Source organism: Roseateles sp. P1_C6 (genome assembly GCF_056406315.1).
Map to the genome: position 1 here is coordinate 84802 of NZ_JBFUAK010000006.1, position 15712 is coordinate 100513.

At 67.4% G+C, this 15712-nt stretch carries 16 protein-coding genes; 2 read left to right on the top strand and 14 right to left on the bottom strand.

Annotated elements, in window-relative coordinates; translation table 11 throughout:
• Window positions 1–53: 53 nt before the first annotated feature.
• The 11 genes from AC1D29_RS14410 to recA all read right to left on the bottom strand — a co-directional run bounded on the left by AC1D29_RS14410 (window position 54) and on the right by recA (window position 9544).
• Window positions 54–524 (bottom strand): pilin, encoded by a 471-nt coding sequence (locus AC1D29_RS14410; RefSeq protein WP_477898468.1) that lies wholly within the window; start codon window positions 522–524, stop codon window positions 54–56.
• A 239-nt stretch (window positions 525–763) separates the two neighbouring features.
• Window positions 764–1549 (bottom strand): MBL fold metallo-hydrolase, encoded by a 786-nt coding sequence (locus AC1D29_RS14415; RefSeq protein ID WP_477898470.1) that lies wholly within the window; start codon window positions 1547–1549, stop codon window positions 764–766.
• 166 nt (window positions 1550–1715) lie between these two features.
• On the bottom strand, window positions 1716–2369 hold the full coding sequence (locus tag AC1D29_RS14420) for an FHA domain-containing protein (protein WP_477898472.1): 654 nt from the start codon (window positions 2367–2369) through the stop codon (window positions 1716–1718).
• A 51-nt stretch (window positions 2370–2420) separates the two neighbouring features.
• The gene (locus AC1D29_RS14425; RefSeq protein ID WP_477898474.1) at window positions 2421–3218 is read right to left on the bottom strand and encodes a Stp1/IreP family PP2C-type Ser/Thr phosphatase; all 798 of its coding nucleotides are present in this window, start codon (window positions 3216–3218) and stop codon (window positions 2421–2423) included.
• The gene (locus tag AC1D29_RS14430) at window positions 3215–4354 is read right to left on the bottom strand and encodes a serine/threonine-protein kinase (RefSeq protein WP_477898476.1); all 1140 of its coding nucleotides are present in this window, start codon (window positions 4352–4354) and stop codon (window positions 3215–3217) included. The genes AC1D29_RS14425 and AC1D29_RS14430 overlap by 4 nt, the downstream gene beginning before the upstream one ends.
• Before the next feature lie 10 nt (window positions 4355–4364).
• The gene (locus AC1D29_RS14435) at window positions 4365–5060 is read right to left on the bottom strand and encodes a TerC family protein (protein WP_477898478.1); all 696 of its coding nucleotides are present in this window, start codon (window positions 5058–5060) and stop codon (window positions 4365–4367) included.
• 71 nt (window positions 5061–5131) lie between these two features.
• Window positions 5132–6025, bottom strand: a complete 894-nt coding sequence (sucD, locus tag AC1D29_RS14440) for a succinate--CoA ligase subunit alpha (RefSeq protein ID WP_477898480.1) — start codon at window positions 6023–6025, stop codon at window positions 5132–5134.
• 17 nt (window positions 6026–6042) lie between these two features.
• On the bottom strand, window positions 6043–7203 hold the full coding sequence (gene sucC, locus AC1D29_RS14445) for an ADP-forming succinate--CoA ligase subunit beta (protein ID WP_477898482.1): 1161 nt from the start codon (window positions 7201–7203) through the stop codon (window positions 6043–6045).
• Window positions 7204–7228: 25 nt separating this feature from the next.
• Window positions 7229–7801, bottom strand: a complete 573-nt coding sequence (locus tag AC1D29_RS14450) for a DUF2889 domain-containing protein (protein WP_477898484.1) — start codon at window positions 7799–7801, stop codon at window positions 7229–7231.
• 176 nt (window positions 7802–7977) lie between these two features.
• Complete coding sequence (locus AC1D29_RS14455; RefSeq protein WP_477898486.1) at window positions 7978–8487, bottom strand: regulatory protein RecX; 510 nt, start codon at window positions 8485–8487, stop codon at window positions 7978–7980.
• A 19-nt stretch (window positions 8488–8506) separates the two neighbouring features.
• Window positions 8507–9544 (bottom strand): recombinase RecA, encoded by a 1038-nt coding sequence (gene recA, locus AC1D29_RS14460; protein WP_477898488.1) that lies wholly within the window; start codon window positions 9542–9544, stop codon window positions 8507–8509.
• 174 nt (window positions 9545–9718) lie between these two features.
• Here recA and AC1D29_RS14465 point away from each other — a divergent pair, with 174 nt between their 5' ends.
• Window positions 9719–10390, top strand: coding sequence for a response regulator (locus AC1D29_RS14465; protein ID WP_457420024.1), 672 nt, complete (start codon window positions 9719–9721; stop codon window positions 10388–10390).
• An 83-nt stretch (window positions 10391–10473) separates the two neighbouring features.
• A complete protein-coding gene (locus tag AC1D29_RS14470) occupies window positions 10474–11976 on the top strand; it encodes a sensor histidine kinase (RefSeq protein ID WP_477898490.1) in 1503 nt (500 codons plus the stop codon).
• On the opposite strand, the gene rodA is transcribed toward AC1D29_RS14470, so the two are convergent.
• Genes rodA through mreD form a run of 3 tightly spaced genes read right to left on the bottom strand, consistent with a single transcriptional unit; the run spans window position 11966 to window position 15648 of the window.
• The gene (gene rodA, locus AC1D29_RS14475; RefSeq protein WP_477898492.1) at window positions 11966–13120 is read right to left on the bottom strand and encodes a rod shape-determining protein RodA; all 1155 of its coding nucleotides are present in this window, start codon (window positions 13118–13120) and stop codon (window positions 11966–11968) included. The genes AC1D29_RS14470 and rodA overlap by 11 nt on opposite strands.
• Window positions 13117–15120, bottom strand: a complete 2004-nt coding sequence (gene mrdA / locus AC1D29_RS14480) for a penicillin-binding protein 2 (RefSeq protein WP_477898494.1) — start codon at window positions 15118–15120, stop codon at window positions 13117–13119. Before mrdA ends, rodA begins: the two co-directional genes overlap by 4 nt.
• 6 nt (window positions 15121–15126) lie before the next feature.
• Window positions 15127–15648 carry a rod shape-determining protein MreD gene (gene mreD / locus AC1D29_RS14485; protein ID WP_477898496.1) on the bottom strand — a complete coding sequence of 174 codons (522 nt, stop codon included), beginning with the start codon at window positions 15646–15648 and terminating at the stop codon, window positions 15127–15129.
• Window positions 15649–15712 lie beyond the last annotated feature (64 nt).

Below are 15712 nucleotides of genomic sequence, written 5' to 3' on the forward strand. Positions count from 1 at the left end.
AGGGGCCGAAGCCCCTTTTTGCTGAACGTTCAGCCGTGATCGAACGATATCGATCAGGTGCTGGCGTTGTTCTTCGTGATCGAGTCGACGATCACCTTGTAGTTTGTCGTATCAATGTCAGTGGTGGTGAGCCAGGTCACGGCATTACCGTAGATGCCACCGACGTCAAAAATGATCTTCTTGCCGGTGCCCACGCCGACGTCGTCTTGAAGCGTGATGGTGATCTTGCCATCGGTGACGGAATCAAGGCTCTTCACTTCCTTGGTCGCCTTGAAGTCGGTGGTGGCCATGATGCCTTCGCTGCCAGCATCGCACTTGTCCTTCTGACCGCCGTTTTCTTGGATGCAAAGAGCCACAGCGCTCTTCAGCGAGTCAGCCACGGTAATCGCATTGGCGATGCGAGCCTTGGTCGTGTAGTTACGGTACTGCGGCAGAGCCACAGCAGCCAGGATGCCGATGATGGCCACGACGATCATCAGTTCGATCAGGGTGAAGCCCTTTTGGGCGCGTGCTTTCAGTTGCATGTCGGTACTCCAGCGAGTGTTTGGTGGGAGGGGGCAGACCCCTTGAATGCAGGGGTCGTGCCAGCTGTTCCTGCCCGTTTTGCCGTGCAAAAGCGCACGTTCAGGGTCGCTGAAAGCCTGGTTCTGACAAAAAACGTCACCTTGGCCTGACGCATTCTGTCAGCTGCCAGAGTATCGGCAAGAAACGTCAGGCATGAAAAACGGCGCTCGCGGCGCCGTTGGTCGGAAATCGCCGAGGCTCAGAGCCTCATCTCCTGGCCGGCCTGCAACGCACTGATCCGGTGCGGGCTGGTCAGCGCCTGCACGCCGTGCATGACTGCTTCGACCTCGCCGGGCTTGATGTGGGTGATGCGCACATCGACGCTGCCGCCCAGTTGCGCCAGCTCATAGCCCAGGTCGGTCGGGCAAAGGTGTTTGCTGACGTGGGCGAGTTCGGCCTCGTCGTCGCTGAACGCGGTCTCGATGACGAGGTGCGACAAGCGCAGTTCGGCCAAGCGCCGCCACAGGGCCGGGTTGGTGCCGGTGTCGCCGGTGAAGACCCAATGCGCATGCTGGCTGGCTTCGCCGCCATCGACGGCGAAGCCGACGGCCGGCACGGTGTGGGCGGCCGACAGCACTTCGATGACGCGGCCGCCCAGGTCCAGACGGTCGCCGATCTGGAAGGGGTGCAGGCTGAGCACCGGGGCGTGGCGGCTGGGCAGAACGGTGAAGTCGGGCCAGATGACGCCATTGAAGATGTGCTGGCGCAGCGCGGCCAGCGTTTCGGGCAGGGCGTGGACCTGGATGGGTGGGCGGCCGGCGGCAGCGCGCACGCGCAGCACGGCGTCGGCCAGCAGCGGGATGCCCAGCACATGGTCCAGATGGGAATGGCTGAGCAGGATGTGGTCGATGGCGGCCAGGGCGTCCAGCGGCAGATCGCCCACGCCGGTGCCCGCGTCGATGAGGACATCGTCGTCGAGCAGGAAGGCGGTGGTCTTGTAGCCGGCGGCAATGGCGCCGGAGCAGCCCAGGACGCGGATGTTCATGCGGTGCGTGGCTCGGTGTCGGGGCCTCGCGTCAGGCGAGGTGGAGCCGACAATGTACGCACCCGCCCCGGTCACCGGACGGTCGGATTACCGAGTTGGGGGTGTGCTGTCCGTGAGGAAGTCACGCGCGGCCGCGAAGCCCGCGGGCCTCCGCCGGGCCGAGGGTTCAGCCCTGGATGAACTGCATCTGCGTGCCCGCCAGTTCGATCAGATCGCCGGTGCGTAATGCAATCGATTCCCCTGTCAGCGGGATGCCGTTGACGCTGGGGCGCTGGCCGCCTTCGACGTGGGCGAAGACGTAGCCGGTGGGGCGTTTGGTGATGGACGCGACCTGCACGCCGGGCTTGCCCAGCGTCGTGACGACCTTGGTCAGCGCAACCTCGCGGCCGGCAGCGGCGCCGGTGAGGACCTTGATGGAGGCCGGGCCGATGACCGCCGCATTGCCCAGCGAGCCGAAAGACGAAGTCAGGCCCAGGTTCGGCGGCGCGCCGGAGCCGGGCTTGAGGATCATCGTCTTCTCGTAGTCGCCGCCGTCATTCAGCAGGAACTTGATCTTGTACTTGCCGATTTCGACGGTGTCGTTGTCGGCCAGCAGCTGCTTCTTGATCGCCTTGCCGTTGATGTAGGTGCCGTTGGTGGAGTTGAGGTCTTCGATGAAGACGTCGGCACCCACCATCTGCAGCACGGCGTGCTCGCCGCTGACGGCGAGGTTGTCGATGACGATGTCGTTGTACGGCCGCCGACCGAGCGTGGTCTTGTCCTTGGTGATCTGTACCTCTTTGATCACGACGCCGTCGAGCGAAACCACCAGTTTGCCCATGAATGACCTCAAGTTCTGTTGTACGTGCCGTGACTCTTCAGGCGAGGGATGTCAGTTGCCGCCACGTCGGCCGAAGGGCCACCAGCCCCGCCCTTCGGTACGTTGGCGGCCCTCCGCGCGGGCCAAGATGAGAGCGATGTTATCGCGGCCGCCGCTGTCATTGGCCGCGTTGATCAGTGCCTGCGCAGCTTCGGGCAGTGCCGGATTGCCATTGAGCAGATTCGCAAGGCTGTCGTCGTCGAGCATGTCGGACAGGCCGTCGGAGCAAAGCAGGTAGGTGTCGCCGGGCTGGACTTCGTGCAGATGCAGCTCCAGCAGCACCGTGTCTTCGACGCCGACGGCGCGCGTGACGAGGTTCTTGTTGCTGGAGAAGGCCGCTTCTTCGACGGTCAGCAGACCGGCGTCGATCTGCTCCTGCAGCAGCGAATGGTCGCGCGTGATCTGCATCAGGCGGCCGGCGCGCAGCCGGTAGGCGCGCGAGTCGCCGACATGGCCCAGCAGCAGGCCTTCGGGGCGAAAGACGCCCAGCACCAGCGTCGTGCCCATGCCGGCATAGCGCGGATTGGTGTTGGCAGCGTTGAAGATGGCGCGGTTGGCGTTGTCCACGCAGATGTCCATCGCGCGCTTGACCTCGCCGGCGCGGGCCTCGCGGCCGCCTTCCTTGAGCCAGCGGCCCAGTTCGGTGTTGACGAAGCTGGTCAGCATCTGGCTGGCCACTTCGCCGGCGTTGTAGCCGCCCATGCCGTCGGCCAGCACGGCCAGGCCGGCGGCCTCGTCCAGGGCCACCGAGTCTTCGTTGTTGTCGCGCGCACGGCCCACGTCGGTGGCGCTGAAGAACTCCAGGATCATGAGGCTTGGGAGGGGTCGGTCGGCTCGACGGGTGGGGCGGGGGATCGGCGATTCTGCCCTGCTTCCTCCGGCGCCAAGCGCAGTGTTTGCGCGAAAGCCGGCTCCTGGGGCTTGACGGCATCGGGCACGGTGGGTTCGGCCTGCAGATCCATGACGAGCACGGCGTCCAGGTCGCGCGCCATCTGCTCGCCGGAGGCGTAGCGCAGCTCGGGGCGCTTTTCGAGTGCGACCGCCAGCACCAGCGCCAGCGACTCGGGCAGGCTGGGACGGTGAATACGCACGTCCGGCGCCGGCTCGGTGGCGATCTGCTGCATCAGCCGCGCCATGGAGTCGCTCTGGTGTGGCAGCGTGCCGCTGAGCAGCTGGTAGAGCAGCACGGCCAGGGAGTAGAGGTCGCTGCGGCCGTCCACCGTCAGGCCGGCCAGTTGCTCCGGCGACATGAAGGACGGCGTGCCGAGGACCAGGCCCGTGCGCGTGCGGCTGCCGTCGCCGACGCGGGCGATGCCGAAGTCCATCAGCTTCAGGCTGCCGTTGACGCGATCCAGCATGACATTGGCCGGCTTGATGTCGCGGTGGACGACGCCCTGGCTGTGGGCATAGGCCAGCGCCCGCGCCAGCCGCGCGCCGATCTGCACGACCTCGCGCACCGGCAGCAGTTGTCCGGCCTTGGTGAAGAGGCTGAGGTCGCGGCCCAGCACGTATTCGAGGGCGATCCAGGCGTCGTTGCCGTCCTGGCCGGCATCAACGACCTGCAGAATGTCGGCATGCTCCAGCGCCCCGGCCGCGCGTGCTTCGCGCATGAAGCGTTCACGCACGTCAGCCAGGTCCTCGGCCGAGAACTCGCGGCTCAGCGCGAGGCGCTTGACGGCAACCTGGCGGCCGGTCGAGCGCTGCGTGGCCTTGTGGACGACGGCCATCGCGCCACGGCCGATCTCGGCGCCGAGTTCGAAGTCGCGCAGGTCAGGGGGCGCCGATGTGGCCCGGTCCGGGGCGGGCGCGGCGCCGGGCGCGTGGGTCTGCTGCACGGCGGGCAATGTCGACAGCTCGCTGGGCGGCGCATCGGCAACGCGGCCGATGAGGCGTTGCCAAAAGCCGCCCGCTTTTCTAGGCGTGTCGGGTTTGCCGCTGCTTGCCATGCAGCCGATCTTAGGTCGGCTCGCGCTTGCCGCGGCGCGCGAGGGCCAGGCCGACGGCGACGACGAGGACGGCGCAGCTGATGCTGACCGCGTAGTCCAGCCCGTGCATGTGGGCTTCGAACCATTCATGCACGGCCGAATCGGTCGTCGCCATCTCGCCGGCCACGAAGCCCAGCAGCGCCGCGCCCAGCGTGATGATGGCCGGGAAGCGCTCCATCAGCTTCAGCAGCAGCGTGCTGCCGAAGATGATCAGCGGGATGGACAGGCCAAGGCCGATGATGAGGAGTGGCACGCGCAAGGGCTCGGGCGCGCTGTTGGCGGCGGCCGCGACGGCGATGACGTTGTCCAGGCTCATGACCAGGTCGGCGATCAGGATGGTGCGCACGGCCGACCACAGGTTGCCGCTGGCGTGCACGTCCGCGTCATCGTCGTTGTCGGCCAGCAGCTGTATGCCTATCCACAGCAGCAGCACGGCGCCGATCAGCTTCAGCCAGGGCAGTTGCAGCAGTTGCACGGCGAACAGCGTCAGCACGACGCGCAGCACGATGGCCGCGCCGCTGCCGAAGAAGATGGCCTTCTTCTGCTGGCCCGCCGGCAGGTTGCGCGAGGCCAGTGCGATGACGACGGCGTTGTCGCCCGACAGCAGGATGTTGACCCAGATGATCTTCAGCAGCGCGATGAAGAAGGCGGCGTTGAGCAAGTCCATGTCTTGACGGAGCGGTAGGCAAAAAAAAGCCGCCAGTCGAACCCGGCGGCTGGTGTGGGATCGAACCCCGATTACAGCAGGGCCTTGAGCAGCTTGGCCATCTCGCTGGGGTTGCGTGTGACCGTGAAGCCGCACTCTTCCATGATGGCGAGCTTGGCGTCGGCCGTGTCGGCGCCGCCGGAGATCAGCGCGCCGGCGTGGCCCATGCGCTTGCCGGGAGGGGCGGTGACGCCGGCGATGAAGCCGACGATGGGCTTCTTCATGTTGGCCTTGCACCAGCGCGCGGCTTCCGCCTCGTCCGGGCCGCCGATCTCGCCGATCATGATGACGGCGTCGGTGTCCGGGTCGTCGTTGAAGGCCTTCATCACGTCGATGTGCTTCAGGCCGTTGATCGGGTCGCCGCCGATGCCGACGGCCGACGATTGGCCCAGGCCGATCTCGGTCAGCTGCGCGACGGCTTCATACGTCAGCGTGCCCGAGCGCGACACGACACCGATGCGACCCTTGCGGTGGATGTGGCCGGGCATGATGCCGATCTTGATTTCTTCCGGCGTGATCAGGCCGGGGCAGTTGGGGCCCAGCAGCAGCGTGCGCTTGCCGCCGGCGGCTTCCTTGGCCTTCATCTTGTTGCGCACTTCCAGCATGTCCCGGACCGGGATGCCTTCGGTGATGCAGATCGCCAGGTCCAGGTCGGCCTCGACGGCTTCCCAGATCGCGGCGGCAGCGCCGGCGGGCGGCACGTAGATCACCGAGACGGTCGCGCCGGTATGGCCCGCAGCTTCCTTGACGGTCGCGTAGATGGGAATTTCGGAGAACTTCTCGCCGGCCTTCTTCGGGTTCACGCCCGCGACAAAGGCGTTCTTGCCGTTGGCATAGGCCTGGCAACCCAGTGTGTGGAACTGGCCGGTCTTGCCGGTGATGCCCTGGGTGATGACCTTGGTGTCTTTGTTGATGTAGATGGACATGTCTTGTTCTCCTGGGCTTAGGCGACAGCGGCGACGATCTTGGTCGCGGCTTCGGCCATGGTGTCGGCGGCGATGATGGGCAGGCCGGATTCGGCCAGCATCTTCTTGCCCAGTTCTTCGTTGGTGCCCTTCATGCGCACGACCAGCGGCACGGACAGGTTCACGGCCTTGCAGGCGGTGATGACGCCCTCGGCGATGGTGTCGCACTTCATGATGCCGCCGAAGATGTTGACCAGGATGCCCTTCACGCTCTTGTTCTTCAGCATGATCTTGAAGGCCTCGGTCACCTTCTCGGCCGTGGCGCCGCCGCCGACGTCCAGGAAGTTGGCCGGCTCGCCACCGAACAGCTTGATGGTGTCCATCGTGGCCATGGCCAGGCCGGCGCCGTTCACCAGGCAGCCGATGTTGCCGTCCAGCGAGATGTAGGCCAGGTCGAACTTGCTGGCTTCGACTTCGGCGGGATCTTCTTCGTCCAGGTCGCGGTAGGCCACGATCTCGGGGTGGCGGAACAGCGCGTTGGCGTCGAAGTTGAACTTGGCGTCCAGCGCGATCAGGTTGCCCTTGGAGTCGCAGTTCAGCGGGTTGATTTCAACCAGCGACGCATCCGTGTCCATGTAGCACTTGTAGAGCTTGGCGAAGATGTCGACGGCCTGGTCGATGGACGCGCCGGTCAGGCCGATGGCCGCGGCGATCTTGCGCGACTGCGCTTCGGTCAGGCCGGTCAGCGGGTCGATCATCTCGGTGATGATCTTCTCGGGCGTGGAGTGGGCCACTTCCTCGATGTCCATGCCGCCTTCGCTCGACGCGATGAAGGCGACCTTCTGCGTGCCGCGGTCGGTGACCAGCGAGACGTAGAGTTCCTTCTTGATGTCGGCGCCGTCTTCGATGTACAGGCGGCGGACCTTCTGGCCTTCGGCGCCGGTCTGGTGCGTGATCAGCTGCATGCCGAGGATCTTCTCGGCCAGCGCCTTGACGTCGTCCTGCGTCTTGGCGACCTTCACGCCGCCGCCCTTGCCGCGCCCACCGGCGTGGATCTGGGCCTTGACGACCCAGACCGGGCCGCCCAGCTTCTGTGCGGCCTCGACGGCCTCCTGCACGGTGAAGGCGGGGATGCCGCGCGGCACCGGCACGCCGAACTGGCGCAGGATTTCTTTGCCTTGGTATTCGTGGATTTTCATGGCTGGGTCTCTCGGGTCGAGGAAGTCAGGAAGCGGTCGAGGCCGGCTCTGGGGTCAGATGCCAACGGGGGTAGAACTGGGCGACGGTGGCGCGGTCGCGGCGCAACGCGTGGCAGCGGTCGAGCTGGAAGGGCGGGTTGCCGGCGGCATCGCCCTCACGGGTGTCGATGACGGAGCCCGCCATCGCCTGGATGACGGCGGTCGGCAGGATCTGGCACAGCTCCGTGAGGTGGGTACAGCCGCGCGTGCCGCCGAGGCGCTCGGCGACGGCGTGGCGAAAGCCCTTCATCAGATTCAGACCGACCAGCTGGGCATAGGCATTGCCGTGCTCATTGCAAGCGCCGGGATAGGGCATCCACAGCGTGTCGGATGCGGCGGCCGTGATCGTCAGCGCGGCATCGACGGTCAGGTGCAGGCGCATCTCGTGGATGGGGTCGCCCGCCCGGCGCGTTTCGCCGGCCAGTGGCACATCATGCGTTTTAGTGTCGATGAGGCTGGCTTCGACGTCGAACAAGCCGTCATCGCGCAGGAACACCTGCACATCGAGGGCGCGGCGATGCAGCGGGCGGCGCGTGATGGACGGGTGGACGGCGGGCATGGAGCGGGGATGGGGCGGAACAACCCGGCCGGTGCCGGGACGGTGGTCGCACCAGCTTTTGCAGCTGCGTGGCCGATGGGCCGCGGGCTTGTAACCGGGTGAACCGCCGTTTTGGAGCAGGCGGCAATGTAGCACGGAGGGTGAAAAAGACCCCTGCGTGCTCGGTCAAGCCGACCTTAGGCCCTCAGCAAGCGGCGCACCACATCGGGGGCAAATCCCCGCGCCAGCAGGAAACGCGTCTGCCGCGCCTGCTCGGCCGGCTCCCGGGCCGGTTCCATGCCAAAACGTTTCTGCCAGACCTCGCGGGCGCGCTCCAACTCGGTCGCCCGCAGAGACGCCTGCTGCTCGGCATCCAGCTTCAGCCCATGCTGGGCCAGTTCCTGCTGAATGCGCTGCGCGCCAAAGCGGTCGGCGCGCAGGTGCAGGCGAGACGCGACAAAGCGGGTTTCATCGAGGTACCCGTCCGCGGCCAGGGCGTCGAGCAAGGCGTCGACGACGCTCTCGCCTGCCTCGGAGCCGTCCTCGTCGGGCGGATCGCCGTCTTCTCCATCAGCTTGTGCGGCCAGCCGAGCGCGTTGCTGCTGCTCGATGCGCAGCAGCTTGCGCCTCAGCTCGGCGCGGCTCTGCTCGCGCTGGGCCAGCAAGCCGATGGCCCTGGCCTTCAGCGACAGGGGCGCACGCGCCACGACAGTCGGCCGCCCGGGCTTATTCCGGTGCTGCCGTGGTCAGCAGGGCCACACCCAGCGATTCGCGGATCTTGTTCTCGATCTCGCGGGCCACGTCGACGTTCTCGCGCAGGAACTCGCGCGCGTTGTCCTTGCCCTGGCCGATCTTCTCGCCCTGGTAGGCGTACCAGGAACCGGACTTCTCGACGATCTTGGCGACGACGCCCATGTCGACGATCTCGCCCTCGCGGCTGATGCCCTCGCCGTAGAGGATGTCGAACTCGGCGGTCTTGAACGGCGGGCTGACCTTGTTCTTGACGACCTTGACCTTGGTCTCGGAGCCGATGACTTCCTCGCCCTTCTTGATGGAGCCGATGCGGCGGATGTCCAGGCGCACGGAGGCGTAGAACTTCAGCGCATTGCCGCCGGTGGTCGTCTCGGGCGAGCCGAACATGACGCCGATCTTCATGCGGATCTGGTTGATGAAGATGACCATGCAGTTGGTCTTCTTGATCGTGGCGGTCAGCTTGCGCAGCGCCTGGCTCATCAGGCGGGCCTGCAGGCCGGGCAGGCTGTCGCCCATCTCGCCTTCGAGTTCCGCCTTGGGCGTCAGCGCCGCGACCGAGTCGATGACGATCAGGTCCACCGAGCCGGAGCGCACCAGCGCGTCGACGATCTCCAGGGCCTGCTCGCCGGTGTCGGGCTGGCTGATCAGCAAGTCCTGCAGGTTGACGCCGAGCTTCTGGGCGTACTGGATGTCCAGCGCGTGCTCCGCGTCGATGAAGGCGCAGGTGCCGGCGAGCTTTTGCATCTCGGCGATGACTTGCAGCGTCAGCGTGGTCTTGCCGGAGGACTCCGGGCCGTAGATCTCGACGACGCGGCCGCGCGGCAGGCCACCGACGCCCAGCGCGATGTCCAGGCCCAGCGAGCCGGTGGACACGACCTGGATGTCTTCGATGACCTCGCCTTCACCCAGACGCATGATGGAGCCCTTGCCGAACTGCTTTTCGATCTGGGCGAGGGCGGCCTGCAGGGCCTTGGCTTTTTCGGTGTTGAGGGCTTTGACGGGGGCGTCCATGCGAATCTCCGTGGGAATGGCTGAATTATGGGGCAAGCTGTAAGTTTGTACAGTAGTTTGTCCCCCGATCCGCGGCAGTCAGCGGACACAGGATTGAGGAGCATCCTAGGCAGAAGGTGGCTCAAGGCGTGAGCCATCTGCGCAACCCCTAACATCGACGCAGGAGACAAGACCATGCGCATCCTGATTGCGGAAGACGACCAAGTGCTGGCCGATGGCCTGTTGCGCGCGCTGCGCGCATCGGGCTACGCCGTGGACCGCGTCAGCTCGGGCACCGAGGCCGACTCGGCGCTGGCCACGCATGAGTTCGACCTGGTCATCCTGGACCTGGGCCTGCCCCGCCTGCACGGGTTGGAGGTGTTGCGCAAGCTGCGCGCGCGCGGCTCGACGATGCCGGTGTTGATCTTGACGGCCGCGGACAGCGTGGAGCAGCGCGTCAAGGGGCTGGATCTGGGCGCGGATGACTACATGGCCAAGCCGTTCTCGCTGCAGGAGCTGGAGGCGCGGGTGCGCGCGCTGACCCGGCGCGGGCTGGGCACGGCCAGCAGCGTCATCAAGCATGGGCCGCTGACCTTTGACGCCACCGGCCGCGTGGCCTACATCAACGAGCAGATGCTGGAGCTGTCGGCGCGCGAGCTGTCGCTGCTGGAGGTGCTGCTGCAGCGCGCCGGGCGGCTGGTCAGCAAGGACCAGCTCGTCGAGCGACTGTGCGAGTGGGGTGAAGAGGTGTCGAACAACGCGATCGAGGTCTACATCCATCGGCTGCGCAAGAAGATCGAGCAGGGGCCGATCCGCATCGCGACGGTGCGCGGCCTCGGCTACTGCCTGGAAAAGATCGCGTCATGAGGCTCCCCGCCGGCCGGGTGCGGTCGACCGTCCGGGAGGGGCGGGCCTCGCTTGGGAGCGGCCCGGCGCCGCGGCCCGCGTAAATGCCGACCAAGGACGGCGCCAGCCCGCAGCAGGGCTCGCTGTTCGGCGAGATCCTCGACTGGATGCTCGCGCCGCTGCTGCTGATCTGGCCGATCAGCGTCGCGCTGACCTGGCTGGTGGCGCAGGGCATCGCCAGCCGGCCCTATGACCGTGAACTGGGCGAGATGGCGCGCAGCCTGGGGCTGCAGGTGGCGGCGGAGTCGGCACCTGCCAAGGGACGGGACCGTTATGCGCTGGCGCCCGAGGCTGCGGCGCTGTTGCGGGCGGATGCCTCCGACACGGTCTTCTATCAGGTGCTGGGCCAGCGTGGCGAACTGCTCAGCGGCGACGCGACGCTGCCCGTGCCCACCGAGGACGCACCCGTCGTGCCCTGGGAGCTGCATTTCCGTGACGACGAGGTGGGCGCCGAGGCCGTGCGCGTGGCCTATCTGTGGATCTCGCCCGAGGGCCAGGCGGGGTCGACGAAGACCATGCTCGTACAGGTCGCCGAGACGCTGGGCAAGCGCGCCCGGCTGACGAACGAGATCATCAAGGGCGTCATCCTGCCGCAGTTCGTCATCCTGCCGCTGGCGGTGCTGCTGGTCTGGCTGGCACTGGCGCGCGGCATCTCGCCGCTGAACGAGTTACAGCGGCGCATCCGCTCGCGGGAAAGCTCGGACCTGTCACCCATCGACGAGCAGCGCGTGCCCGACGAGGTGGCGCCGCTGGTGCAGGCCATCAACGACCTGCTGGCGCGGCTGGACTCGTCGATGAGCCGGCAGAAGCATTTCCTGGCCGATGCCGCCCACCAGCTGAAGACGCCGCTGGCCGGCCTGCGCACCCAGGCCGAACTGATCCAGCGTGAGATCGATGCGGGGCGTGCGTCGCCCGAGGAACTGAAGCGCTCGCTCGCGCAGATCGCCCGCGCCAGCGAGCGTGCGGCGCACATGGTCAACCAGCTGCTGGCGATGGCGCGCGCCGAGGATGCCGAGCAGGCGCTGCGGCGCGAGCCCGTGGACCTGGCCGGGATCGCCATCGACACGGTGCGGGACTTCGTGCCGCGCGCGCTGGAGCGGCGCATCGACCTGGGCTACGACGGCGTCGTGCCCGACGACAGCCGGCTGCGCGTGCATGGCCAGCCCATGCTGCTGGGCGAGCTGATCCGCAACCTGGTCGACAACGCGCTGCTGTACACGCCAGCCGGCGGCCTGGTGACGGTGCGCGTCGTCGAGGACCCGTTCGGCCAGGTCGTCGTGCTGCAGGTCGAGGACAGCGGGCCCGGCATCGCGCCGGGCGAGCGCGAGAAGGTCTTCCAGCCGTTCTACCGGTCGCTCGGCAGTGGTGTGGAAGGCTCGGGCCTCGGGCTGGCCATCGTGCGGGAGATCGTGCAGCAGCACGACGCCGAGCTGACGCTGGATGACACGCGCGTGCGGCGCGCGGCCGGGGGCGAGTCGCCGGACGGGCAGGGGCCGGGGGCGCGGTTCACGATCCGCTTCCCGGCGGCAGCGATCGCTACGTCTTGACCAGCTTCTTGACCCGCGCGATCGACAGCAGCAGCCCCAGGCTCAACCCCAGCGTCACCATCGCCGTGCCGCCATAGCTGACGAAGGGCAGCGGCACGCCCACGACGGGCAGGATGCCGCTGACCATGCCCATGTTGACGAAGACATAGGTGAAGAAGGACAGCGTCACCGCGCCGGCCATCAGCCGCGTGAACAGCGTCGGCGCGTCGGACGCGATCATCAGCCCGCGCAGGATCAGCGCCGTGAAGCCGGCCAGCAGCGCCAGCGCGCCCATCAGGCCGAACTCCTCGCCGAAGGCCGCGAAGATGAAGTCGGTGGTGCGCTCTGGGATGAACTCCAGGTGGGTCTGCGTGCCCTGCATGAAGCCCTTGCCGGTCATGCCGCCGGAGCCGATGGCGATCTCGCCCTGGATGATGTGGAAGCCCTTGCCCAGCGGGTCCTTGGACGGGTCCAGCAGCGTGCAGATGCGGTGCTTCTGGTAGGGCTTGAGCACCGGCCAGGTCACGTCGGGTTCGCAGATCTTGTCTTCGCTCAGCACCAGCGCCGTGGCACCCGCGGCGGCCAGCACGACGGCGGGCAGGATGAGCTTCCACGGCAGGCCGGCGAAGAAGATCACGTACAGGCCCGCGGCCAGCACGAGGATGCCGGTGCCCAGGTCGGGCTGCTTGGCGATCAGCACGAAGGGCAACAGCAGCAGCGCGAAGGCGGCAAGGAAGTCGGGCCAGCGCAGCAGGCCCTCGCGCTTCTGGAACCACCAGGCCAGCATCAGCGGTGTGGCCAGCTTCAGCAGCTCCGACGGCTGGATCTGCGTGACGCCGATGCTGAGCCAGCGCGTCGCGCCCTTCTTGGTGACGCCGAACACCGCCGTCGCGATCAGCAGCGCCACGCCCAGCGTGTACAGCGGGATGGCCAGCGCCATCAGCTTCTGCGGCGGCACCTGGGCGACGATGAACATCAGCGTCAGTGCCAGCACCATGTTGCGCGCGTGATCGACGAAGCGCGTGCCGTGGTCGTAACCGGCCGAGTACATGCACAGCAGGCCCCAGCCGCACATCCACAGCACGGCGATCAGCAGCGGGATGTCGAAGCCGCTGAGCCAGGGGCGCAGCCGGCTCAGCAGCGGCGGGCGTTCGATGACGGTCATCGTGAGGCTCCCGAGGCGGGGGCTGAGGCTGCCTGTGGTGCAGAGGCGGCCTGCCCCGGCAGTGGCACATCCACGGCGCGGCGCGGCGTGCCGATGGGCGCGAAGGTCTGGCCCAGCTGCGTCTTGGCGATGTCTTCCTCGCTGGGGTAGGTGCCCGTCAACAGGTAGTCGAACACGCGGCGGGCGATGGGCGCGGCCGACATGGAGCCGAAGCCGGCGTTCTCGACGATGACGGCCAGTGCCACGCGCGGCTGGTCCACGGGCGCGAAGGCGACGTACAGCGAGTGGTCGCGCTTCCTCTCGTCGGCCTTGATGCTGCTGTACTTCTCGCCCGCCTTCAGGCCGATGGCCTGGGCCGTGCCGGTCTTGCCGCCGCTCTGGTAGGGCGCGTTCAGGAAGGCCAGCCGCGACGTGCCCTCCAGCGTCACGCCGTTCATCGCGTTGTGGATGATGGCGACATCGGCGGGCCTGAGCGGCAGCGGCTCCAGCGCATCGCTGGCCACGCGGCGCTGCTCGTGCTTCACCACATCCTCGATCTCGCGCACCAGGCGCGGCTTGTAGCGCTGGCCGCCGGACGCGATGGTCGAGTAGGCCGTGGCCATCTGCAGCATCGTGAAGTTGTTGTAGCCCTGGCCGATGCCCAGCGAGATGGTCTCGCCGGGGAACCACTTCTGGTTGGCCGGGCTCCTGGCGAAGTACCGGCGCTTCCAGGCCTGCGACGGCAGCACGCCGGTGACCTCGCCCTGCACGTCGATGTCGGTCTTGCGGCCCAGGCCGAAGGGTTCCAGCTGGTCATGGATCAGGTCCACGCCCATCTCGTTGGCCAGGCTGTAGAAGTAGACGTTGGATGACGTGACGATGGCCAGGCGCATGTCCTTGGGGCCGGCGCGGTCGGTCTCGGGGCTGCCGAAGGTGCGACCGCCGAAGCTGTAGGTCAGGTTGTCCATGATGACCGTGCCGGGCGCGCGCTTGCCGCTGTTCAGCGCGGCCATGGCCATCAGCGGCTTGTACGTGGAGCCGGGCGGGTAGGTGCCGCGCAGGGCCCGGTTCAGCAGCGGCTTGTCGATGTCCTCGTTCAGCTCGCGCCAGGAATCGGCGTCGATGCCGTCGACGAACAGGTTGGGGTCGAAGGTGGGTTTGGAGACGAAGGCCAGCACCTCGCCGTTGCGCGGGTCGATGGCCACCAGCGCGCCGCGGCGCTCGCCGAACAGGCGCTCGACCAGGGCCTGCAGCTTGATGTCGATGGACAGGTTCAGCGTGTTGCCGGGCGTGGGCGGCTTGTGGTCCAGGCGACGCACCGCACGGCCACCGGCGCTGGTCTCGACCTGCTCGAAGCCGGTGGCGCCGTGCAGCTCCTTCTCGTAGGCCTGCTCCAGGCCCAGCTTGCCGATGTACTCGGTGCCGCGGTAATTGGCGAGGTCTTCCTCCTCCCACTCGTCCATCTGCTTCTTCTCGGCCTGGTTGATGCGGCCGATGTAGCCGATCAGGTGGGCGCCGACGTCGCCGAGCGGATAGCTGCGGAACAGCCGGGCCTTGATCTCGACGCCGGGGAAGCGAAAGCGCTGCGCCGTGAAGCGGGCGACCTCCTCGTCCGTCAGCTTGGTGCGGATGGGCAGGGAATCGGTGTGCTTGGCCTCTTCCAGCAGGCGCTTGAAGCGGCGCTTGTCGCGGGGCTGTATCTCGATGACCTGGCCCAGCGCCTCGATGACGCCATCGAGGTCGACCACCTTCTCGGGGTTGATCTCCAGCGTGTAGGCCGAGTAGTTACTGGCCAGCACGACGCCGTTGCGGTCCTTGATGAGGCCGCGGTTGGGCACGATGGGCACGATGGCGATGCGGTTGGACTCGGCACGCTCGGCAAAGCTGTCGTACTGCACCACCTGCAGCCACACCAGCCGCGTGACCAGCAGCCCGAAGCAGAACAGCACGAAGGCGCCCGCGGCCAGCACGCGAAGCCGGAAGCGTGACAGCTCCTGGTGGAGGTTCTTGAGGACGACCACGGGGTGCTATAGGGGTCGGTGGGCGTCGCGGTCCGGCGCGCGGCGTTGCGGCGCCAGCAGCAGCACGCTGGCCACCGGCCACAGCAGCGCCTCGAACACCGGCGCCAGCAGCACGCCCCAGCCCGGCCACATGCCGCCGACCGCCATGCGCACGACCAGCGCCAGCACATGGGCGCCGAAGAACAGCGGCAGCACCTGGATCGCCTGCGCCCCCAGCGAGAACCACGGCAGGCGGCGGTGCAGCGTGATCGCGCCGAAGCTCAGGCCGCTGTAGGCGAGCGCGTGCTGGCCCAGCAGCGCGCCGTCATGCACGTCGATCAGCAGCCCGAAGATGAAGGCCCACAGCACGCCGATGCGGCGCGGCTGGTGCACGCCCCAGAACACCAGCACGACGGCCAGCACGTCCGGCATCGCGGCCAGGCGGCCCATGGGCACCATGTCGGCCATCAGCGCGACCAGCAGCGTGAAGCCGATGAACCAGGGGTTGGCCGGCAGCAGCAACTGGTCGGCGGCGCGCGGCATGATCATGACGCGCTCCCTTCCGGCCGCGCGCCGGGCCGCCGCGAAGCGGCGAGGGGCTGGCATCCCAGCA

Coding starts and splice junctions, on each gene's coding strand:
- sucD (WP_477898480.1), bottom strand. CDS start 6,025: ATGTCCATCTACATCAACAAAGACACCAAGGTCATCACCCAGGGCATC.
- AC1D29_RS14410 (WP_477898468.1), bottom strand. CDS start 524: ATGCAACTGAAAGCACGCGCCCAAAAGGGCTTCACCCTGATCGAACTG.
- recA (WP_477898488.1), bottom strand. CDS start 9,544: ATGGACGCCCCCGTCAAAGCCCTCAACACCGAAAAAGCCAAGGCCCTG.
- rodA (WP_477898492.1), bottom strand. CDS start 13,120: ATGACCGTCATCGAACGCCCGCCGCTGCTGAGCCGGCTGCGCCCCTGG.
- AC1D29_RS14415 (WP_477898470.1), bottom strand. CDS start 1,549: ATGAACATCCGCGTCCTGGGCTGCTCCGGCGCCATTGCCGCCGGCTAC.
- AC1D29_RS14425 (WP_477898474.1), bottom strand. CDS start 3,218: ATGATCCTGGAGTTCTTCAGCGCCACCGACGTGGGCCGTGCGCGCGAC.
- sucC (WP_477898482.1), bottom strand. CDS start 7,203: ATGAAAATCCACGAATACCAAGGCAAAGAAATCCTGCGCCAGTTCGGC.
- mreD (WP_477898496.1), bottom strand. CDS start 15,648: ATGATCATGCCGCGCGCCGCCGACCAGTTGCTGCTGCCGGCCAACCCC.
- AC1D29_RS14435 (WP_477898478.1), bottom strand. CDS start 5,060: ATGGACTTGCTCAACGCCGCCTTCTTCATCGCGCTGCTGAAGATCATC.
- AC1D29_RS14430 (WP_477898476.1), bottom strand. CDS start 4,354: ATGGCAAGCAGCGGCAAACCCGACACGCCTAGAAAAGCGGGCGGCTTT.
- AC1D29_RS14470 (WP_477898490.1), top strand. CDS start 10,474: ATGCCGACCAAGGACGGCGCCAGCCCGCAGCAGGGCTCGCTGTTCGGC.
- AC1D29_RS14450 (WP_477898484.1), bottom strand. CDS start 7,801: ATGCCCGCCGTCCACCCGTCCATCACGCGCCGCCCGCTGCATCGCCGC.
- AC1D29_RS14465 (WP_457420024.1), top strand. CDS start 9,719: ATGCGCATCCTGATTGCGGAAGACGACCAAGTGCTGGCCGATGGCCTG.
- AC1D29_RS14420 (WP_477898472.1), bottom strand. CDS start 2,369: ATGGGCAAACTGGTGGTTTCGCTCGACGGCGTCGTGATCAAAGAGGTA.